Origin of the sequence: Streptococcus sp. HCA-5024, from assembly GCF_037890265.1 — a bacterium.
GTDB lineage: Bacteria > Bacillota > Bacilli > Lactobacillales > Streptococcaceae > Streptococcus > Streptococcus lingualis.
The window spans coordinates 220,649-240,223 of record NZ_JBBKBR010000002.1 but is presented as its reverse complement, the minus strand read 5'-3'; the positions used below and the strand labels follow the sequence as shown (position 1 = coordinate 240,223).

Below are 19,575 nucleotides of genomic sequence, written 5' to 3'. Positions count from 1 at the left end.
TTCTAATTACTTGAACTGGAGGAGGTCGACGACGAGCTGCTTGAGCTTGACGTAGACGAGCTACTCTTTGTGGTCACTTGAATCCGTGTTTCACTCGGCTTGACCAGACCTGGTAGAACATTTCCTTGGGCATCTACTGCATTTAAGGAAATAGTTCCGCTATAATTTCCACTAATGATCTCACTGGATGGGAAGACCGCTTGGACATGATCAATGCGACTCAAGGTTTCTTGATCGCTGGTCACTTCTACCTTGGTGGTTTCAAGAGAAATATCCGAAACCGTTATTCCATCCACAATTTGATTGTCCGGGATCGTAGCCCTGACCGAAAACGATTTTTTCGCTTTCTTCCCGATTTTTACAGAAACTTTCTGAGGCTCTACGGTTGCGGTCAAACCAGCCGGAAGATCTTCTACAATCAACGGTACTTCGACGGTACCTTCCTTGGCCTTACGAAGATCGGCTACCACGCGAAATTTTCGCGTTCCTGGCTGCATTTCGCTTGCTAGAGCGACCCGGTTTGAACCCTTTAGAAAGACCGTTAGCTCTGATGTTAACCCACTGACAAAGTATGTCTTGTCATTGTACTTGGCATCAATTGGAATATTGGTCAAGGTATTGGTGTAGGTCTCTGAACTCACTTGTCTAGCGCTGCTATTATTTTGAAAATTAAAGGATGACGCATTGATAAACAAGATAAAGGACAATAAGACGGAGGCTAAAACATAAAGAAATTCTTTTTTCGATCTCATTTTGTTACTCTCCCAAATAGACGCTCTTTCCAACTAATCGTTTTATTCTCTTCAGGAACCAAGAAGGCTCTCAATTCTGCCTCGAACTCTTCTAAAGTTAAATCGTGTCGGAAAGTTCCATTGTAAGTCACAGAGATTCCGCCCGTTTCTTCGGATACCACAAAAGTAAAGGCATCAGAAACTTCAGATAAACCAATGGCTGCGCGGTGACGCGTTCCAAACTCTTTTGAAATTCCTGTGTTTTCTGTCAAGGGCAGGTAGGCACAAGAAACAGCGATTTTATCATTGCGAACAATGACGGCACCATCGTGTAAGGGAGTATTAGGAATGAAGATATTAATCAGCAATTCTCCTGAAATTTCCGCATCTAGTGGAATCCCTGTGGAAATGTATTCCTGAAGGGTTCTGGCCCCTTGAATAGCTACCAAAGCACCAATCTTACGTGGGCTCATATAAGCCACTGCCTTAACATAGGCCTGTACCATTTTCTCTTCCTGACTGACTTCACTCGTCGTAAAAAATTCTGTCGCCCGACCTAAACGCTCTAAGCCAATCCGAATTTCAGGGGAGAAAATCACAACCAGCGCGATAACCCCATAGGTAATCACTTGATTGATCAGCCAAGAAATAGTCGTTAAACCCAAAAAATTGGCTAAAAATTGAGCCAAGAAAAAGATAATGACCCCACGCACCAAAATCATGATCTTGGTCCCGACGATGGCCTTGATCAAAAAATACAACAACCAAGCCACCAGGGCAATATCGATGATATTGATAATAACACTCCACCAATTCGGGAACAAACTGGTCCAAAATTGTGGATTTGAAAACTGTTGAATATTCATATTCTCATACCTACCACTTCTCTAAAAGACATCATCTTATTATATCACGTTTCAACAGATTTTTCTGTAACCTTCTGATGCTTTTTATGATAAAATATGATTTATGAAGATAAATACAACCTTGGGCCTTCTGGCAGGAAAGCTTTCCGGCTCTATTCTAGAAAAAATGGGGCGGGGATCAACCCTACCAGGTAAAGTAGCCCTCAAATTTGATAAAGATATTCTCAGTCAACTGGCAAAAAACTATGAGATTGTTGTGATTACAGGGACAAATGGAAAAACCCTGACCACTGCGCTAACAGTAGGTATTCTCCAAGAAGCTTTTGGACCTATTTTGACCAATCCAAGTGGGGCCAATATGATCTCTGGGATTACAACGACCTTCTTACGGGCTAAGCATTCGAAATCAAATCGACCGATTGCGGTACTTGAAATTGACGAGGCCAGCCTCTCTCGGATTTGTGATTATATTAAACCCATCCTTTTTGTGGTCACTAATATTTTCCGGGACCAGATGGACCGCTATGGAGAGATCTATACGACCTACCAAATGATTTTGGATGCCATTCACAAGGTCCCAACTGCAACAGTCTTGTTAAATGGTGATAGTCCGCTCTTTAATAGTCAGACCTTATCTAATCCGATCCAATATTATGGTTTTGATACTGACAAATCAAAGCCACAACAAGCTCATTACAATACGGAAGGAATCCTCTGTCCGCATTGCCACAACATCCTCAAGTACAAGCTCAATACCTATGCTAATCTTGGCGACTATGTTTGTGAACACTGTGGGTTCCACCGGCCCCCTTTGACCTATGCCGTATCGGACCTCCTCTCTTTAACCCATCGCTCTTCCCAATTCCGGATCCAAGGGCAAGATTACCACATCAATATCGGTGGTCTCTACAACATCTACAATGCCTTAGCAGCTGTCTCTGTTGCTGGATTCTTTGGGGTTCAACCTGAAGTGATTAAGCAAGGATTTGATCGCAGCCGCGCTGTCTTCGGTCGTCAGGAAACCTTTAAGATTGGGGATAAGGAATGTACCCTAGTCCTGATCAAAAATCCAGTTGGAGCTACTCAGGCTATTGAAATGATCAAACTAGCGCCGTATTCCTTCAGCTTGTCGGTGCTTCTCAACGCGAATTATGCAGATGGGATCGACACCAGCTGGATCTGGGATGCGGACTTTGAGCAAATCACCCAGATGGACATCCCAGAGATTAACGCCGGAGGAGTACGCCACTCTGAGATCGCTCGGCGACTCCGGGTCACTGGCTATCCTGCTGACCAGATCACTGAAATGGCTGAATTAAAAGAGGTCTTCCAACGTATCCAGCAACAGGAAACCCCTCATGCTTACATTTTAGCTACCTATACAGCCATGCTAGAATTCCGTGAACTCTTGGCCCAAGAACACCTGATTGAAAAGGAGATGCACTAATGACTTATACTTCCCTAGAATCTTCTGATCAGGCACAGTATCCCTACAGCCTGCGCATTGCCCATCTCTACGGGAATCTGATGAATACCTACGGAGACAATGGAAATATCCTCATGCTCAAGTACGTTGCTGAAAAACTTGGAGCCCATGTCACAGTGGATATCGTCTCTCTCAAAGACCGGTTCGACCCTGATGCCTATGATATCGCCTTTTTCGGTGGCGGCCAAGACTACGAACAGACCATTGTATCAGAAGATCTACCAGATAAAAAAGAAGATCTTGAACGCTTCATTCATGACGATGGTGTGGTCCTTGCTATCTGTGGTGGCTTTCAGCTTCTGGGTCAGTACTACATTGAAGCTTCTGGCAAACGCATTGAAGGGCTCGGTATTATGGGCCACTATACGCTCAACCAAGTCAACAACCGCTATATCGGTGATATCAAGATCCATAACGAAGAATTTAACGAAACCTATTATGGTTTTGAAAACCACCAAGGTCGGACCTTCTTGGCAGAGGATGAAAAACCGCTGGGTAAGGTCGTCTATGGAAATGGGAACAACAAAGAAGATGGGTGCGAAGGGGTTCATTACAAGAACGTCTTTGGAAGCTACTTCCACGGTCCTATCTTGTCCCGAAATGCCAATTTGGCCTATCGTCTAGTGAGCACTGCTTTAAAAAATAAATATGGCAAGGACCTTTCCCTACCGGCTTATGAGGATATTCTAAGCCTAGAGCAACCGGAAGAGTACGCTGATGTGAAAAGCAAGGCCCCTGCTGAACAATAAGGAGATAATGATGAACAAAAATAATCTACACTACATTGCTTTATTACTTTTAATTTTATTGATTGCTGGTATTTCCCTTGCAAACATGCAATCAGTCACTGTGAATTTCCTCTTGGTCCAATTTAAATTGCCCTTGATCATTCTGATCTTGCTCTGTGTCCTCTTGGGTGCATTTGTCATGACCTTGGTTAATTTTTCAAAGGGCTTCTCCCTAAAAAAAGAACTCAAGAGCACTCAAAAGCAACTGGAGGAAGAAAAGAAAGAAGTTAAAATAGAAGAAAAAAATAACAACTAAAAAAGCACCATTCGGTGCTTTTTTCATGTTGTTCTAATGATTTTTTGCTTGTAGGTGCTTGGCGACTACTTGAGCTATGAGTGAAAAGAGAATGACACCAGCTCCGATCAGGAGAAAGGATTCTACTCGGACGCTTGGTAACCAGGTCATCAAGCCTTTAGCCACAGGCATAAAGAGAATGGCCAAGGTAAAAATGGTGCTTAAGACCCTGCCCAGGTAGTCTCCTTCTACCTTGGTTTGCACTTGGGTAAAAAAGTGAATATTAAAAATCGTCATAAAGAGTTCACAGACTAAATTTCCAGAAAAGGAAAGAAGGTGAGGAAGAGGCAAGCCCATCATGAACACTCCCACTCCTGTTAAAATCAATAAGAAGAGAAGCATCTCCATGCTTGATTTAAATTTATTAGCAATCAAGGCTCCGATGATGGAGCCAATAGCCCCCAAGGTTAAGATGGTCGCATAGGCTCCTTTGACCCCGTAAAGGCGATTGGAAAAGGGAAGTAAAAACTCAAAAGCCGCAAAAAAGAAATTGACGCTGGAAGCCACCAATAGAAGGAAGAAAATCTCTTTCTGATGCCAGATATAGTGCAGTCCATCCTTGATATCCGAAAAAATATCTTTTCCCGTAAACCGTTTCTTTTCTTGAACTTTGGCTTCTTCTTTGGGAAGGAATGCCACTAGGACAAAGGCGATGAAAAAGGTCAGTGCATCCAGTAAGAGGGTCGCATGGAGACTGGCAAATTGTAAAACAAGGAAAGAGAACACAGGTGAGCTAACACCAACAACCTGTAAGACCAGCTCCAAGCTGGCATTATAGGTCACAATCTCGTCCTTCTCTACGACCTCAGTGATAATGGCTTTGTTGGCCGTACGAGAAAATGCAAAGGCAATGGCCTGAACAATATTGGCAACAATCAGGGCTGCAATCATCCAACGATCGTTCCTGATAAAAGAAATGCCCAAACAAAGGAGACCACAAACCAAGTCGGTTGTCATCAAAATCTTGCGTCGGGAAAAACGGTCTGAGATCACGCCACCAAATGGATTGACTAGAATGGAGGTGACAAGTTCAGAAATCTGATAAATCCCTAATACCGTCTTTCCCACCGTCCCCATCGAGGCCAGCCAAACACTATTCCCATAATCATAGAGCATATTTCCCATTCGATTGATTGCCCCACGAGCAATCAGCTGGATAGCATGTCGATTCATAAAAAACCTCCTTCATTTTCTGAAACTATTGTATCAGTTCATGAAAGAGGTTTTCATTTTGTCCCCTATTTGGGAAAATTAATGCTTTACAAATTTATCGAAGGATGCCTACTGTTCTTTTGATTGAAGCTGCTTAGCTACTAGCTGAGCCAAGAGTGAAAAGAGAATAACCCCAGCTCCAATCAAGAGAAATGATTCCATACGGACGCTTGGCAACCAAGTCATCAACCCTTTGGCGATGGGCATAAAGAGAACAGCCAAGGTATAAATTGTGCTCAATACTCTACCTAGATAATCATCTTCCACCTTGGTTTGTACTTGGGAAAAAACGTGGATGTCGAAAATGGTCACAAAAAATTCACAGACCAGATTTCCTGAAAAGGAAAGATAAGGTGGAAGGGGCAAGCCCATTATGAACACTCCTATCCCTGCCAAAAGCAGTAAAAACAGGAGAATTCTCATACTTGATTTCATTTTATTGGCAACAAGTGCTCCTAGAATAGATCCAATAGCTCCCAGCGTTAAAATGGTCGCATAAGCTCCTTTAACCCCGTATAGACGATTCGAGAAGGGAAGTAAAAACTCAAAAGCCGCAAAAAAGAAATTGACGCTAGAAGCCACTAATAAGAGAAAGAAAATCTCTTTCTGATGCCAGATATAGTCTAACCCATCCTTGATATCAGAAAAAATATCTTTCCCGGTAAACTGTTTCCTCTCTTGCACCTTAGCTTCTTCTTTCGGAAGGAAAGCCACTAGAACAAAGGCAATGAAAAAGGTCAGCGCATCCAGTAAGAGGGTCGCATGAAGACTGGCAAATTGTAGAACTAGGAAAGAAAAAACAGGTGAACTGACACTAACAACCTGTAAGACCAACTCCAAGTGAGCATTATAGGTCACAATCTCATCTTTCTCAACAACCTCTGTGATAATAGCTTTATTGGCAGGTCGAGAAAAACCAAAGGCAATGGCCTGAACAATATTGGCAAAAATAAGAGCCGCAATCATCAAGCTATCATTTGTGATAAAAGAAATCGCCAAACAAAGGAGTCCACAAACCAGGTCGGTCGTCATCAAAATCTTGCGACGAGAAAAACGGTCTGAAATCACTCCTCCAAAAGGATTCACGAGAATCCCTGTCACTAACTCAGAAATTTGATAGATCCCTAATACCGTCTTTCCTATAGTCCCCATCGAGGCTAGCCAGACACTATTTCCATAGTCATAGAGCATATTTCCAATTTTGTTAATAGCTCCACGACTAATTAATTGGACCGCATGTCGGTTCATAAAATCTCCTTTATCACTGTCCTATTTAGAACATTCATTTTTTACAAATTTATCAAAGTGTTCTTGATAATAGGCCACCTGCTCTGGCAGTCCCAGCACATCAAAAATGTGCATGGCTTCCCTCATTTGCTGCCGCCCTTCTTCTGTTTGCCCCTTCTGATAGAGGGCAAATCCCTTGAGATAATGAAAGACATTGCGTTCGTATAGCTTGATGCTCTTCCCGATAATCTTTTCTACATAGGCTTCAAAATAGCTGGCATTTTCAAAAGAACAGTGTTCTAAACAATGCTGGTAGCAATTCAGAGCAAGAATCAAGACCAGTTTGCGATGGCGACCAATTTCTTTGTAGAAATCTTCACGCTCCATCACTTCTCTCCCAAGCCGTGTGACATAGTCCACATCATAAAAGCTGTAGAGATTGCCAAAGAGGATCAATTCATACATGGTCCACTCTTCCGTTTGAAAGAGGTAATCTGCCACCTTGTCTAGATCACGCTGCTTCATGGTATAACTAGCATCTCTCTGGCAAATCAGGCCTTGTAGCAGGATCCAGTTCAGCTCAAAATAGAGAGGATTGGTGGAATGTTTGGCTTTTTCAAGTTGTTCTCTTTGAAGCTTTTGAAAACCCGCAATATCATTTGAATAGTAAAGTGGAATAATCTGGGCCATCAAAGCAACATGCTCATGGTGTTGAAAATTTCTTGCCTTATCCATAAAATTCTCAATCGTCACATGGATATTGTCCAAAATGTCAAAGAAGCGCGACGCAGCCAGATCCGACTCCCCCAATTCAAAACGGGATAACTGGGAGGTCGAGCAAGCTTCTCCTGCAGCTTCTTTTAACGAATAATTTTTGCTGATTCGAAATTCACGAAAAACTTTTCCAAGATCTTCCATCTATTCCACCTGCTCTGACAGTTCTGCCCACTCTTCCATGACTGCTTCCTGCTGGACAGTCAGTTGATCCAGCTCGCTTTGCAGTTGAACCAAGTCAGCTGCATCGTTGGTGCTATGCATGGTTTCGGTGATGTCTTGGATTTTTTGATCCAGCTCTTCCATCTCCGCTTCCAATTGCTCAATGCGACGAGTGATTTTCCGGAGTTCCTTTTGGTTTTGCTTTTGCAGATGATAATCATTACTTGCTACTTCTTCCATCGAAGAAACAGGCACAGCTTCTGCTTGCGCTGCAGCAAGAGCCTCTAACTCTGCTTTTTTCTCCAGATAATAGTCGTAGTCTCCTAGATAAAGAGTTGAGCCCTCTTCTGAGAGTTCCAAGACTTGTGTGGCCACCCGGTTGATAAAGTAACGGTCGTGACTGACAAAGAGCAAGGTCCCATCAAAATCAATCAAGGCATTTTCCAGCACTTCCTTGCTATCGATATCCAAGTGGTTGGTCGGCTCATCGAGAATCAAGAAATTGTTATTTTCCATGGATAGTTTAGCCAAGAGCAAGCGGGCCCGCTCTCCACCCGACAGCATGCCGACGGTTTTCTTGACATCATCCCCAGAGAAAAGAAAGGCTCCCAGGCGATTGCGAATTTCCACTTCTGGCGTCAGTTTAAAGTCATTCCAGAGCTCATCCAAGACACTGTTGTGAGGCGTTAGTTTACTTTGGGTCTGATCATAGTAACCCACCTCGACATTGGCTCCAAAACGAGCTTCACCCTTGATAAAAGGAATCTGTCCGACGATGGACTTGATTAAGGTCGATTTCCCGATCCCATTTGGTCCCACAATAGCGACCGCATTCATCTTGCGGATATCCAGATTGATGGGCTCTGACAGGATTTGATCGTCATAGCCGACGGCTGCCTCTTCTACTGTCAGGACGACATTTCCCGAAGTCTTATCGGCATGGAAGGTCATATGGGCAGACTTGGTCCCAGCTTCTGGCTTGTCCAGGCGCTCCATTTTTTCCAACTGCTTGCGCCGAGACTGGGCCCGCTTGGTAGTCGAAGCCCGCACCAAATTGCGATTAACAAAGTCTTCCAGAGCAGCTATTTCTTTTTGTTGCTTCTCGTAGTTCTTGGCTTCGGTCAGCAGTTTTTGCTCCTTTTGCTCCACAAAACTAGAGTAATTACCGACATAGCGGTCCAAGGAATGCTTGGTCAGGTCCAAGGTAATGGTTGCGACCTTATCCAGGAAATACCGGTCGTGGCTGACAATGAGAAGAGCTCCGCTATAATTAACCAAGTAATTTTCCAACCAGGCGATGGTCTCAATATCCAAGTGGTTGGTTGGCTCGTCCAGTACCAAGAGATTTGGTTTTTCTAAGAGCATCTTGGCCAGAGCGAGACGGGTATTTTGCCCACCAGACAGCTCTTCAATCTTCATCTGCCACATGGACTCATCGAACTTGAAGCCGTTGAGAATCGCACGGATATCTGCCTCATAGGTGAAGCCACCAGCCTGACGGAATTCTTCCGAGAGACGGTCATAGTCCTGCATGAGTTTTTCTAAGTCAGCCCCAGTTTTTTCCCCCATCTCAAGTTCCATCTGGCGCAAAGTTTTCTCCGTTTTACGGAGATCGTCAAAGACGTGGAGCATCTCATCGTAGATAGTATTGGACGACTCAAAGCGACTATCCTGGGCTAAATAAGAGAGAGAAAGGTCGCGCTTTTTATTGATTTCCCCAGAAGTTGGTTCTTCTTCCCCCACCAAGATTTTCAAGAGCGTAGACTTACCTGCTCCGTTCTTTCCGACCAGGGCAATCCGGTCTCGTTCATCCACCTGCAGGCTGATATTATCAAAAAGAACCTCCCCTGCAAAAGAGCGTTCAATTTTGTTGGCTTGTAAAATAATCATGTCCTTATTTTACTATCTTTTTTCATATTAAACAAGGAAAGACGAGCCATCAAAAAAATCCTGAGCCCTTGGGGCCCAGAACTTTTCAATGATAAATTGTATTTTATTCTTCCTTGTACAATTGTCGGACTGCTTCCACATCTGTATCCTGGATACTGTAGAAGGAGCCAGCCGGTTGCATGACCGATTCTCCATCAGTGTGGTCCAGCCCAATCGCATGGCCTAGCTCATGCTCAGCTGTATTGACAATTCGATCATAACTATAGTTATAGACATAATTTAAAAGATAATGGCGATTGAGACGCACTGTGATGTGGGTGAAGCGGTTGGTTAAGAGGTTGGTCTGAGAGGCAGTCTCTCCAGCAGCAGAAACCGATGCGTTATCCATTTCCGTCAAGACCACATTAGCCTCTTTTTCATTTGTAACCAGCTTGAAGGTAAAGGCGCCTGTTTGGTTCCAAGCCTCAATAGCATCCCGATAAGCTTTTACAAAAGTTTGACTGATATTGGGATCCAGGTAGACCGTAGCTTCCGCTTTTTCCCAGCGAGCGCCACTATGCTCATGATTGTCCGTCTGCGTGGTCTGTGAGCTAGGTGTCATTCCAAACCGCGATGCAAAGCCCTGATCACCAAATAAATTGCCAACCTGATAGACAACCTTTTGGGCAGCTCGTCCAAATCCATCCATACCAGAACTAGGAGAATCTGTGAAATAGATGATCCCCACTAGGACGAGAAAACTGATGGCAATGGTCCAGAAAAATCCCCAAAAAAGACTCCAAGCCATGCGAAGGATTCCTCTGAAAAATCGAAAAATGGTTCTCATACATTCTCCTTTCTCTTAAAGAAGGTATGCAATTGTAACACCCCATTCTTAAAAATAACTTAAATAGCCATGCTTTCTGGCTTATTAATGAACGGTTACTTTTCCTGTCTGGTAATCCAGGCTAATACCACTTTGAACATTGGGAACAAAGACATTGAACTCAAGGGTCCCATCACTCGATTTGGCTTCGATCTGTGATCCTAATGGAATCAGATCTTCTGGATGGTTGTAGATCAAGGTCACCCGATAGCGGATCCGCTTGTTCTTATCCAGTGCTTTTCGGACCAAGGTCTCATAATAGTTTTGACCGGTGGAATGAGGATCATTGGCTTGATTGGACCAAGCCGTTTGTACAGCGATATTTTTTGGATTGCTAGTCGAAGCATCGAAACCTTTGAGATTGCCGATCAAGGCGTAGCCCAATAGGTGGCCCCGATCCACAGCATGGTCATACTCGCCTGACAGATGATGTACCTGATGCCAACCTGCTGGTTTCCAATCGGTTAGGCCACTACCTGTTGCATCTCGATCTCTGTACTGGCGAGTCGCTTTGGTCATGATGGCATTGGCAACCGTCGGCACAGTCCTTCCATTGACTTCTTTTGTCTTGTTATCGGCATAAGGTTGACTAGCCACGCTGGCATCCAGATCTGTACGATTTCCCTTAACTACAAAAGCTCCAGCGCCATTCCATTCCAAGTCATTTCCTAATTGTGAACGGGCAGATTTCGTTAGTACCGAGCTAGCTAACTCTTTACTAGGTGTTTCTTGTTGGCTACTAGTCACCACCGAAACAACCTGATCTGTCGCTTCTTTTACCGTCGGTTGATTGAAATAATAGCCCCCAATAGCTAGGGCCGTTGCCACCACAAAACCGGCTAGGGTTTGTTTGGTTCGTTTTGTGAATACTTGTTTTGTCATGCCTCTCTCCAAAAAAGAGCAGCGCTAGATGGGTCATTGACTCGATTCGCTGCTCTCCTTTTTACTCAATTTTAGTTAAAAGATTATTTGCCTGTTAGCTTTCCAATGATCTCTGACCAAGTGTCCGGAGAGAGAATGGACCATGGATTTTTTCCATCTCCAATCACTCCATAGCCAATGACCAAACCAACTGCAAAAATGATGATTCCAATCACAGCCAACAGGAGGACAATTCCTAGCTGTTTTCCAACATAGCGAAGATTAGTTTTCATCGTCTTCTTCCTCTACACGTTTCACGTCTGCACCTAGTGCCACCAATTTCTCATGGAATTGATAATAACCACGGTCTAAGTGACTTAATTTGCTGACTTTCGTTTCTCCTTCTGCTACCAAGCCCATCAAGACCAAGGTTGCACTTGCTCGTAAATCGGTCGACATGACCTCTGCACCTTGGAAGCTTTCCCCTCCAACGATACGAGCTGTATCCCGCATAATGTCTGAGTGAACGCCCATCCGACGCATTTCTTCCAAATGCTGGAAGCGATTCTCAAAAACCGTTTCAATCATGGTAGACTCACCTTTAGCCATGGCCATCAAGGCTGTGAATTGAGCCTGCATATCGGTTGGGAATCCTGGATAGGGAAGGGTTTTAACCGTCACTGGACGGAGCTTACTGATATCCGATTGAATCCGAATTCCATTTTCTTCTTCGGTTACCGTTACACCCATCTCCTGCATCTTAGATAGAAGCGGACGGTTGTGTTCCCAAATGGCATCTTCGATCAAGACATCTCCACCAGTCATGGCTGCCCCAATCATAAAGGTTCCAGCTTCGATGCGGTCTTGCACAACATTGTGGTTTGCACCATGCAAGCTCTCCACACCAACAATGGTCAAGGTCTCAGTTCCTGCCCCCTTGACATTAGCTCCCATTTTATTCAGCAAGAGAGCTAGGTCAACAATTTCAGGTTCTCGAGCTGCATTTTCAATCACAGTGACTCCATCTGCCAAGGTTGCGGCCATCATAATATTTTGTGTCGCACCTACTGATGGGAAGTCCATATAGATGTGTGCACCCTTGAGACGATCTGCTTTTGCTTCAATATAGCCGGCCGTTTGGGTAATTTCAGCCCCCATAGCTTCCAGACCTTTCAGGTGGAGGTCAATCGGACGACTCCCAATCGTACAGCCTCCAGGCATGGAAACTTTGGCATGGCCATTGCGTGCCAAGACAGGACCCAAGACAACGATAGAAGCCCGCATCTTACTCACATATTTATAAGGCGCTTCCTCAGACAATTTCTCTCGTGCATCTACGACAACCGTATTGTCTTCTTCATTGAAGGTTACTTGTGCATTCAACCCACGAACAACATTGTTCATTGTAAAGACATCTGATAACACAGGTACATTTTTCAAGGTTGTCACACCCTCGCTTGCTAGAACTGTTGCAGCAAGAAGAGGAAGGACAGCATTTTTTGCTCCTTCGATTTTGACGGTTCCAACCAGTCGATTATGACCACCATTAACGATTATTTTTTCCATACGGGATTGTTCTCCAATTTCTTAAAGTCACGCTTTCTATCATACCATATTTTTTATAAAATGTGGCTAGAATTGGCCAATAAAAATCTGCCGACTCATCTCATAGATACTGATAAAAAATGAGCTGGCTAGATAGCCTATTCCGACACTGATCATCAAGATCAAAAAACGGATTTTAACTACATTTTCAGCACTTACTTTTAAAAACTTTTCCCATTGAACCAGGTTCATCAATAGGTAATAGGCAAAAAAGATAAACAATAGATGGCTTGAAAGATTAAAAATCATTTGAATCATACAGCTATTATACCATATTTGGTCCGTACTTTCTTCTTTTGATTCTCTCCCAACAAAAATAAGGTGAGGACAAAACCTCCACCTTATTTTGAATATCTTATAAACGATTTCCGACATTAATCCGGTTAATGGCGCGTTGAAGAGCAATTTTAGCACGACGTTCCATATCAACCGAATGCTGATCTTTGGCTTCTTCAATCGCTTTTTCAGCTCGCAGTTTGGCACGTTCTGCACGACTAATGTCGATATCTCGAGCACGTTCGGCAGAATCGGCAACAATGGTAATGACATTATCAGCTACTTCGATAATCCCACCATTGACTGCAATCCAATCAATATGTTTGTCATCGTCGACACGACGAACCTTTACTTGGTCTACAGCCAAAACCGCAATGGTATTGATATGATGAGGTAAAATCCCTAATTCACCATCAATTGTCTTGACAGATACAAATGCGGCATGATGATCATAAACCAGTCCATCCGGTGTAACGATTTGGACGTTCATTTGACTCATCTTTCACCTCTTCTTAGAATCCCATTTTTTCAGCTTTGGCGATCACATCTTCGATCGATCCAACACCACGGAAGGCATCTTCAGGAAGATGGTCATATTTCCCATCCAAAATTTCTTTAAAGCCACGAACAGTTTCTCCAACTGGTACATAAGAACCAGGTTGACCTGTAAATTGTTCCGCAACGTTGAAGTTTTGTGACAAGAAGAATTGGATCCGGCGAGCACGAGCAACCAAGGTCTTTTCTTCGTCAGACAATTCATCCATCCCCAAGATCGCAATGATATCTTGCAATTCATGGTAACGTTGAAGGACGCGTTTGACTTCAGAAGCTACTGCATAGTGTTCTTCTCCTACGATTTCTGGAGAAAGGGCACGTGAGCTTGATGCCAATGGATCCACCGCAGGGTAGATCCCCAATTGTACCAATTTACGTTCCAAGTTGGTGGTTGAATCCAAGTGAGCAAAAGCGGTTGCTGGCGCTGGGTCTGTATAGTCATCGGCTGGCACATAGATGGCTTGGATGGATGTAACAGAACCTTTCTTGGTTGACGTAATCCGTTCTTGCAATTGCCCCATTTCAGTTGCCAAAGTAGGTTGGTAACCAACGGCTGAAGGCATCCGTCCCAAAAGGGCTGATACTTCAGATCCGGCTTGAGTGAAACGGAAGATATTGTCGATAAACAAGAGAACGTCCTGACCTTCGACATCACGGAAGTATTCCGCAATGGTCAAACCAGTCAAAGCAACACGCATCCGTGCTCCAGGTGGCTCATTCATTTGTCCAAAGACCATGGCTGTTTTTTCAATAACGCCAGATTCTTTCATTTCCCAGTAAAGGTCATTTCCTTCACGTGTCCGTTCCCCAACACCGGTAAATACAGAAATACCACCATGTTCTTGGGCAATATTATGGATTAATTCTTGAATCAAGACGGTCTTCCCAACTCCGGCACCACCGAAGAGTCCGACCTTCCCACCTTTCAAATAAGGGGCCAAGAGGTCAATGACCTTGATCCCTGTTTCAAGAATTTCTTCTGAAGTAGAGAGCTCGTCAAAGGATGGAGCTTTTTTGTGGATGGAGTCACGAGGAGCATCCTCAGCAAAAGGTTGATCCAAGTCAATGGTATCTCCAAGAACATTGAAGACACGTCCCAAGGTTTCTTTTCCGACAGGAACAGAGATTGGACGACCTGTGTCCAAGACTTCCATTCCACGTGTTAAACCATCGGTTGATTCCATGGCGATGGTTCGAACGACCCCATCACCAAGTTCCAAAGCTACTTCAAGAACGACTTTTGATTTTTGTTGGTCATTTTTATAGACTACAAGCGCATTATTGATCTCAGGAAGTTTATCTCCAACAGAAAAGGCAACGTCTACGACGGGACCTACGACCTGAGAAATTTTGCCTAAACTCATGTCATTCTCCTATTCTAAGTAATTTCTACTGCTCAAAAGTTCTCTTTCGAGCATCTGTTTTTGTATTTAAAATTGTATCCGACAACTATTCAAGGGCGCTAGCACCCGCAACGATTTCTGTAATTTCTTGTGTAATCGCTGCTTGACGAGCACGGTTGTATTGAATCGTTAATTCATCAATGACTTTCTTGGCATTGTCTGTTGCAGTTTGCATAGCCATCATCCCAGCAGCATTTTCAGCTGTTTTAGCATCAATAATGGCACCATAGATCATGCTTTCAGCAAATTGAGGGAGCAATTGATCCAAAATGGCATCTCGACTAGATTCCAATTCTAGATTCAATGCATAGTCCTCATCCGCTTCATTGGGGTCCAAATCAATAATTGGAAGCATTTGTTCCACCCGCATTTGACTCGTCAAACTGTTGACGTGGTGGTTGTAACAGACATACAACTCATCAAACAAACCTTCTTGATACATTTGGACTGTTTTCGAAATGATCTTGCGAACTTCCTTAAAGCTAGGCTGATCAGGCAAACCACGCAATTCATAAACCGGCTGAATCCCACGGGCGCGGAAGAAATCCGCACCGACGCTTCCAATACAGATCACTTCAAAGTCATCTCCAGTTGGATGGTATTCTGCCTTCATTTCCATCATGGTTTTAAGGATGGAGGCATTGTAGCCCCCGACCAAACCACGATCGGATGTAATGACAATATAAGCTGTCTTTTTAACCGGGCGACTTACCAACATGGGATGGGACTTGGCATTTTCTGTTTCATGTCCATGGAGCAAGTCTGTTAATAACTTACGTACCTTGGCAGCATAAACCTGAAAATCCTTGGCTGCTTGCTCAGATTTCCCGAGTTTAGCAGCAGACACCATCTGCATGGCATTGGTAATTTGACTGGTATTTTTAGTGGATGCAATTTTATTCTTTATATCATTTAATGAAACTGCCATCTTCCACTCCTATTTCTATTTGAAATTTGACTGGTTGACAAATTCTGTAAGGGCTGCATCCAGTTCTTCTTCTGCTGGAAGATCATGTGTTGAACGAATCGTCTCAAAGATTTGATGATAATGTGCTTCAAAGTAATCAAACAACTCTTCTTGGAAACGAAGAATGTCATCTACCGGAACACTATCTAAGAAACCATGAGTCAAGGCATACAAGATCACGACTTGTTTTTCAACCGTCAGTGGTTCATGAACAGGTTGTTTCAATACTTCAACCGTTCGGCGACCACGGTTCAATTTAGCTTGAGTGGCCGCATCCAAATCACTACCAAATTTCGTGAAGGCTTCTAACTCACGGTATGAAGCGAGGTCGATACGAAGGGTACCAGCAACCTTCTTCATGGCCTTGATTTGAGCAGATCCACCTACCCGAGATACAGAAGAACCTGCATCAATGGCTGGACGAATACCGGCATTGAACAAACTATCTTGCAAGAAGATTTGTCCGTCTGTGATCGAAATCACGTTAGTTGCGATATAAGCGGAAATATCTCCTGCTTGGGTTTCAATGATTGGAAGAGCTGTAATAGAACCCCCACCCAATTCATCTGAAACTTTAGCTGAACGTTCCAACAAACGGCTGTGAAGATAGAAGACATCCCCTGGGAAGGCTTCACGTCCTGGTGGACGACGGAGAAGAAGGGACAATTCACGGTAGGCTACGGCTTGTTTTGACAAATCATCATAGACGATCAAAACATGTTTACCGTTATACATGAACTCTTCTGCCATAGCAACCCCAGCATAAGGTGCCAAATAAAGTAATGGAGACGGTTGAGAAGCCGAAGCAGTTACCACAATCGTATAATCCATAGCTCCGTATTTACGGAGAGTTTCTACTTGCGTACGAACTGTTGATTCTTTTTGACCAATCGCCACATAGATACAGATCATATCTTGACCCTTTTGGTTCAAGATGGTATCAATGGCAATCGAAGTTTTCCCTGTTTGACGGTCCCCGATAATCAATTCCCGTTGACCACGTCCGATTGGAACAAGGGCATCAATGGCTTTCAAACCAGTTTGTAGGGGTTCTGAGACAGATTTCCGTTGCATAACACCAGGAGCTGGCGTTTCAACTGGACGGAATTTATCTGTCACAATCTCACCCAAACCATCCACTGGTTGTCCAAGTGGGTTGACAACACGACCAATCAAGGCATCTCCTGCAGGGACTTCCATGATTTTACCTGTACGACGGACAGAGTCTCCTTCACGAATATCCGTGAAATCACCCAAGATGATGATCCCGACATCCGTTGTTTCTAAGTTTTGGGCCATCCCGTATGAGCCATTTTCAAAGATCAACAACTCACCACTCATGGCATTTTCAAGCCCATGAGCGCGGGCAATCCCGTCACCAATGTAGGTTACAACACCTGTCTCAGTGACGTCAAAGTTTGGCTTGAAATTTTCAATTTGTTGCTTAATTAAAGCGCTGATTTCTTGTGCGTTAATCGCCAAAATTCACACCACTTTCTATTTCAATTTAGATTTTATGACTTGCAATTGGTGTTTGAGACTGGTATCCAATGTTTTATGATTGGCTGTCACGACAAAACCACCAATTAGATCTGGATCGATCTTTTGTTGGATTGAGCGAACCTGGATGCCAAATTTTCTTTCGATAATGGGTACCAATTTTTGCTCTTGAGCTGGATCCAAGGCTGTAGCTGTCGTAACCGTCACGACAAAAGCATTACTCAGTCGTTGGATCTGATCTAAACAAATCGTTACAATGTCATAAAATAAGGCTTCACGATGATTGAGAATAACCACTTCAATCAAATGGTCGAGTAATTGTGAATCTGAGGGTTGAAAAAGTCGTAGACTTTTTGCTTTCTCTTCATCCTCTACACCGATATGAGCTAAGAAGTTAGCAAGTCCCGTTTCCTCAAAAATACCCTTGATTTGGGTCAATTTTTCAAAGACAAGGTCTTGTTCTCCTTTTTCAAAGACCAATTGAACAAAAGGCTGGGTATATTTCTCAATCACCATCAGTTGCTTTTTGTCCATTAGGCTTCTCCTAATTCATCAAGATAGCGATCGATCAGTTGGCGTTGACCTTCAGCATCCAGCTGTTGGCTCAACAATTTGCTGGCAAGATTGACAGTGAGATCTGCCACATCGCCTTTGATACTGTTCAATGCTTCTTCTTTGTTATGCGCAATTTCTTGTTGCGCTTTTTCTTTCAAACGTACTGCTTCTTGAGTGGCTTCTGAAAGGATCTGAGATTTGTTCTTTTCTGCAGTTTCCTTTGCATTTTCGACGATAGACGCTGCTTCTTTGCGGCTACCTGCCAACTCTTCTTCACGTTTATTTGCTAGTTCCTCAGCTTTTTGACGAGCTGATTCTGCTCCATCAATATCATCTGTAATCTTTTTGGCACGCGCTTCTAAAATTCCATTGATATTGTTCCATGCAAATTTCTTTATTAAAAAGATTAATAATAGGAAGGAACCAGCAATGAGAATAAAGTTACCAATAATTTCACTCATTGATACATGCATTCTTCTACTCCTCCTCTACTTACTCTTCGCCATTAATTTTCTTACCAATATAGATTGATGACAACATGGTAAACACATAGGCTTGGATACATGAAATGAAAATCGAAAACGCTGTCCACGCCATGCTTCCAATAAAGGCAAATGGATACCAATAAACAGCTTGATGCGACAAAGTCACAAGCAAGCTTGCTAGTACCTCACCCGCAAAGATATTTCCGAAGATCCGAAGGGCCAAGGAGGCAAAGTTCGTTAATTCTTCCAAAATATTCATGGGGGTCATAAATCCAGGTGTCACAAAAGCCTTCAAATATTCCTTCACACCACGTCGGCGAATTCCTTCTACATGGGCGATTAAGGTGATCAAAAATGAAAAGGCAAAGTCATAACCCAGGTTAGCGGTTGGTGATGTCCACAAATTGTAACCATTGGTCGTTTCGATTTTAGCCATCAATCCAATGTTATTGGCCACTAAAAGGAATAGGAAAAGAACAAACAAGAACAAGGAATAGTCCTTTATATAATGTTCCCCAATATTTCCTTTGGTGAAACCTACGACAAAGTCATATGCGTATTCCAGCACATTTTGTTTGCCCTTTGGTCGGATCGTCATTTTACGGCTGGCCCAATAAATAAAGCCAAAAACCACCAAAACAGCAATCAAGGTCATAGCAAGTAGGGTCAAATTAAAAGTTACAGGTCCAAGAGTGATCGTTGGATTGATACTTTCTTCCAAGGTTTGACACCTCCTTTTCTAAAACAGAAGCGTCTATTTGATAATAAAGGCCATAACCAAAGTAACGAAGAAAGTACCTTCGACAAAGGCAACACCAAGAATCAAGAGGCTACGCAATTGACCGATAATTTCTGGTTGACGAGACGCAGATTTCAATAAACTGCTCATCATCAAACCTTCTGCCAGTGATACACCAAAGCAGGCTAAACAAAGACCTAAAAATGTTAAATTCATGATGAATTCTCCTTTTATATATTTTACCTCCTTAGTTTACTCCTAAAAGATATAATAGTCAAATATTTCCTAGAAAAGAAAGCGTTTTTGTTAAATTACGTTATTTTTTTAATATGA

General features: G+C 43.2%; 22 protein-coding genes. 3 read left to right on the top strand and 19 right to left on the bottom strand.

Annotation, left to right across the window (positions count from 1 at the left end; genetic code table 11):
• Nucleotides 1-2: 2 nt before the first annotated feature.
• On the bottom strand, nt 3-752 hold the full coding sequence (locus WKT08_RS04750) for a CdaR family protein (RefSeq protein ID WP_340280425.1): 750 nt from the start codon (nt 750-752) through the stop codon (nt 3-5).
• Nucleotides 749-1,597: a diadenylate cyclase CdaA gene (gene cdaA / locus WKT08_RS04745; protein WP_061455438.1), complete on the bottom strand. Its 849-nt coding sequence runs from the start codon at nt 1,595-1,597 to the stop codon at nt 749-751. The genes WKT08_RS04750 and cdaA overlap by 4 nt, the downstream gene beginning before the upstream one ends.
• Before the next feature lie 103 nt (nt 1,598-1,700).
• Between cdaA and murT the strand changes: the two genes are divergently transcribed.
• The 3 genes from murT to WKT08_RS04730 are packed head-to-tail and all read left to right on the top strand — an operon-like array spanning nt 1,701 to nt 4,127.
• Nucleotides 1,701-3,044, top strand: coding sequence for a lipid II isoglutaminyl synthase subunit MurT (gene murT / locus WKT08_RS04740; RefSeq protein ID WP_340280422.1), 1,344 nt, complete (start codon nt 1,701-1,703; stop codon nt 3,042-3,044).
• The gene (gene gatD, locus WKT08_RS04735) at nt 3,044-3,832 is read left to right on the top strand and encodes a lipid II isoglutaminyl synthase subunit GatD (RefSeq protein ID WP_070673847.1); all 789 of its coding nucleotides are present in this window, start codon (nt 3,044-3,046) and stop codon (nt 3,830-3,832) included. Before murT ends, gatD begins: the two co-directional genes overlap by 1 nt.
• A gap of 10 nt (nt 3,833-3,842) precedes the next feature.
• Nucleotides 3,843-4,127 (top strand): lipopolysaccharide assembly protein LapA domain-containing protein, encoded by a 285-nt coding sequence (locus WKT08_RS04730; protein WP_024056107.1) that lies wholly within the window; start codon nt 3,843-3,845, stop codon nt 4,125-4,127.
• 33 nt (nt 4,128-4,160) lie between these two features.
• On the opposite strand, the gene WKT08_RS04725 is transcribed toward WKT08_RS04730, so the two are convergent.
• The 17 genes from WKT08_RS04725 to WKT08_RS04645 all read right to left on the bottom strand — a co-directional run bounded on the left by WKT08_RS04725 (nt 4,161) and on the right by WKT08_RS04645 (nt 19,458).
• Nucleotides 4,161-5,339 carry an MFS transporter gene (locus WKT08_RS04725; RefSeq protein WP_070673846.1) on the bottom strand — a complete coding sequence of 393 codons (1,179 nt, stop codon included), beginning with the start codon at nt 5,337-5,339 and terminating at the stop codon, nt 4,161-4,163.
• Nucleotides 5,340-5,447: 108 nt separating this feature from the next.
• The gene (locus WKT08_RS04720) at nt 5,448-6,626 is read right to left on the bottom strand and encodes an MFS transporter (protein WP_340280418.1); all 1,179 of its coding nucleotides are present in this window, start codon (nt 6,624-6,626) and stop codon (nt 5,448-5,450) included.
• Nucleotides 6,627-6,647: 21 nt separating this feature from the next.
• On the bottom strand, nt 6,648-7,523 hold the full coding sequence (locus WKT08_RS04715) for an XRE/MutR family transcriptional regulator (RefSeq protein WP_223141206.1): 876 nt from the start codon (nt 7,521-7,523) through the stop codon (nt 6,648-6,650).
• Nucleotides 7,524-9,431: an ABC-F family ATP-binding cassette domain-containing protein gene (locus WKT08_RS04710; protein WP_287293712.1), complete on the bottom strand. Its 1,908-nt coding sequence runs from the start codon at nt 9,429-9,431 to the stop codon at nt 7,524-7,526.
• Between the two features lie 103 nt (nt 9,432-9,534).
• Nucleotides 9,535-10,257, bottom strand: a complete 723-nt coding sequence (locus WKT08_RS04705; RefSeq protein ID WP_009732560.1) for a M57 family metalloprotease — start codon at nt 10,255-10,257, stop codon at nt 9,535-9,537.
• An 84-nt stretch (nt 10,258-10,341) separates the two neighbouring features.
• A complete protein-coding gene (locus WKT08_RS04700) occupies nt 10,342-11,178 on the bottom strand; it encodes a DNA/RNA non-specific endonuclease (RefSeq protein WP_340280409.1) in 837 nt (278 codons plus the stop codon).
• 83 nt (nt 11,179-11,261) lie between these two features.
• On the bottom strand, nt 11,262-11,450 hold the full coding sequence (locus WKT08_RS04695; protein WP_003006464.1) for a DNA-directed RNA polymerase subunit beta: 189 nt from the start codon (nt 11,448-11,450) through the stop codon (nt 11,262-11,264).
• Nucleotides 11,440-12,723, bottom strand: coding sequence for a UDP-N-acetylglucosamine 1-carboxyvinyltransferase (gene murA, locus WKT08_RS04690; protein WP_045759256.1), 1,284 nt, complete (start codon nt 12,721-12,723; stop codon nt 11,440-11,442). Before murA ends, WKT08_RS04695 begins: the two co-directional genes overlap by 11 nt.
• A gap of 66 nt (nt 12,724-12,789) precedes the next feature.
• Nucleotides 12,790-13,020, bottom strand: a complete 231-nt coding sequence (locus tag WKT08_RS04685; RefSeq protein ID WP_340280403.1) for a DUF1146 family protein — start codon at nt 13,018-13,020, stop codon at nt 12,790-12,792.
• 97 nt (nt 13,021-13,117) lie between these two features.
• The gene (locus WKT08_RS04680; RefSeq protein ID WP_003002471.1) at nt 13,118-13,537 is read right to left on the bottom strand and encodes a F0F1 ATP synthase subunit epsilon; all 420 of its coding nucleotides are present in this window, start codon (nt 13,535-13,537) and stop codon (nt 13,118-13,120) included.
• Nucleotides 13,538-13,550: 13 nt separating this feature from the next.
• The gene (gene atpD / locus WKT08_RS04675) at nt 13,551-14,957 is read right to left on the bottom strand and encodes a F0F1 ATP synthase subunit beta (protein WP_003006453.1); all 1,407 of its coding nucleotides are present in this window, start codon (nt 14,955-14,957) and stop codon (nt 13,551-13,553) included.
• 85 nt (nt 14,958-15,042) lie between these two features.
• A complete protein-coding gene (locus WKT08_RS04670; protein WP_014713090.1) occupies nt 15,043-15,924 on the bottom strand; it encodes a F0F1 ATP synthase subunit gamma in 882 nt (293 codons plus the stop codon).
• A 15-nt stretch (nt 15,925-15,939) separates the two neighbouring features.
• Complete coding sequence (gene atpA / locus WKT08_RS04665) at nt 15,940-17,445, bottom strand: F0F1 ATP synthase subunit alpha (protein ID WP_009732555.1); 1,506 nt, start codon at nt 17,443-17,445, stop codon at nt 15,940-15,942.
• A 15-nt stretch (nt 17,446-17,460) separates the two neighbouring features.
• A complete protein-coding gene (locus tag WKT08_RS04660; protein WP_118397054.1) occupies nt 17,461-17,997 on the bottom strand; it encodes a F0F1 ATP synthase subunit delta in 537 nt (178 codons plus the stop codon).
• Nucleotides 17,997-18,491, bottom strand: coding sequence for a F0F1 ATP synthase subunit B (gene atpF / locus WKT08_RS04655; protein WP_118397051.1), 495 nt, complete (start codon nt 18,489-18,491; stop codon nt 17,997-17,999). Before atpF ends, WKT08_RS04660 begins: the two co-directional genes overlap by 1 nt.
• A 19-nt stretch (nt 18,492-18,510) precedes the next feature.
• Complete coding sequence (gene atpB, locus WKT08_RS04650) at nt 18,511-19,224, bottom strand: F0F1 ATP synthase subunit A (RefSeq protein ID WP_118397048.1); 714 nt, start codon at nt 19,222-19,224, stop codon at nt 18,511-18,513.
• A gap of 33 nt (nt 19,225-19,257) precedes the next feature.
• Nucleotides 19,258-19,458: a F0F1 ATP synthase subunit C gene (locus WKT08_RS04645; protein WP_003006433.1), complete on the bottom strand. Its 201-nt coding sequence runs from the start codon at nt 19,456-19,458 to the stop codon at nt 19,258-19,260.
• Nucleotides 19,459-19,575 lie beyond the last annotated feature (117 nt).

What these genes read in the sequence shown, in the direction of transcription:
- WKT08_RS04700 (WP_340280409.1), bottom strand. Translation starts at nt 11,178, where the DNA reads ATGACAAAACAAGTATTCACAAAACGAACCAAACAAACCCTAGCCGGT.
- cdaA (WP_061455438.1), bottom strand. Translation starts at nt 1,597, where the DNA reads ATGAATATTCAACAGTTTTCAAATCCACAATTTTGGACCAGTTTGTTC.
- gatD (WP_070673847.1), top strand. Translation starts at nt 3,044, where the DNA reads ATGACTTATACTTCCCTAGAATCTTCTGATCAGGCACAGTATCCCTAC.
- atpF (WP_118397051.1), bottom strand. Translation starts at nt 18,491, where the DNA reads ATGCATGTATCAATGAGTGAAATTATTGGTAACTTTATTCTCATTGCT.
- WKT08_RS04720 (WP_340280418.1), bottom strand. Translation starts at nt 6,626, where the DNA reads ATGAACCGACATGCGGTCCAATTAATTAGTCGTGGAGCTATTAACAAA.
- WKT08_RS04705 (WP_009732560.1), bottom strand. Translation starts at nt 10,257, where the DNA reads ATGAGAACCATTTTTCGATTTTTCAGAGGAATCCTTCGCATGGCTTGG.
- murT (WP_340280422.1), top strand. Translation starts at nt 1,701, where the DNA reads ATGAAGATAAATACAACCTTGGGCCTTCTGGCAGGAAAGCTTTCCGGC.
- WKT08_RS04715 (WP_223141206.1), bottom strand. Translation starts at nt 7,523, where the DNA reads ATGGAAGATCTTGGAAAAGTTTTTCGTGAATTTCGAATCAGCAAAAAT.
- WKT08_RS04695 (WP_003006464.1), bottom strand. Translation starts at nt 11,450, where the DNA reads ATGAAAACTAATCTTCGCTATGTTGGAAAACAGCTAGGAATTGTCCTC.
- WKT08_RS04660 (WP_118397054.1), bottom strand. Translation starts at nt 17,997, where the DNA reads ATGGACAAAAAGCAACTGATGGTGATTGAGAAATATACCCAGCCTTTT.
- WKT08_RS04685 (WP_340280403.1), bottom strand. Translation starts at nt 13,020, where the DNA reads ATGATTCAAATGATTTTTAATCTTTCAAGCCATCTATTGTTTATCTTT.
- murA (WP_045759256.1), bottom strand. Translation starts at nt 12,723, where the DNA reads ATGGAAAAAATAATCGTTAATGGTGGTCATAATCGACTGGTTGGAACC.
- WKT08_RS04710 (WP_287293712.1), bottom strand. Translation starts at nt 9,431, where the DNA reads ATGATTATTTTACAAGCCAACAAAATTGAACGCTCTTTTGCAGGGGAG.
- WKT08_RS04645 (WP_003006433.1), bottom strand. Translation starts at nt 19,458, where the DNA reads ATGAATTTAACATTTTTAGGTCTTTGTTTAGCCTGCTTTGGTGTATCA.
- WKT08_RS04680 (WP_003002471.1), bottom strand. Translation starts at nt 13,537, where the DNA reads ATGAGTCAAATGAACGTCCAAATCGTTACACCGGATGGACTGGTTTAT.
- WKT08_RS04670 (WP_014713090.1), bottom strand. Translation starts at nt 15,924, where the DNA reads ATGGCAGTTTCATTAAATGATATAAAGAATAAAATTGCATCCACTAAA.
- WKT08_RS04730 (WP_024056107.1), top strand. Translation starts at nt 3,843, where the DNA reads ATGAACAAAAATAATCTACACTACATTGCTTTATTACTTTTAATTTTA.
- atpD (WP_003006453.1), bottom strand. Translation starts at nt 14,957, where the DNA reads ATGAGTTTAGGCAAAATTTCTCAGGTCGTAGGTCCCGTCGTAGACGTT.
- WKT08_RS04725 (WP_070673846.1), bottom strand. Translation starts at nt 5,339, where the DNA reads ATGAATCGACATGCTATCCAGCTGATTGCTCGTGGGGCAATCAATCGA.
- WKT08_RS04750 (WP_340280425.1), bottom strand. Translation starts at nt 752, where the DNA reads ATGAGATCGAAAAAAGAATTTCTTTATGTTTTAGCCTCCGTCTTATTG.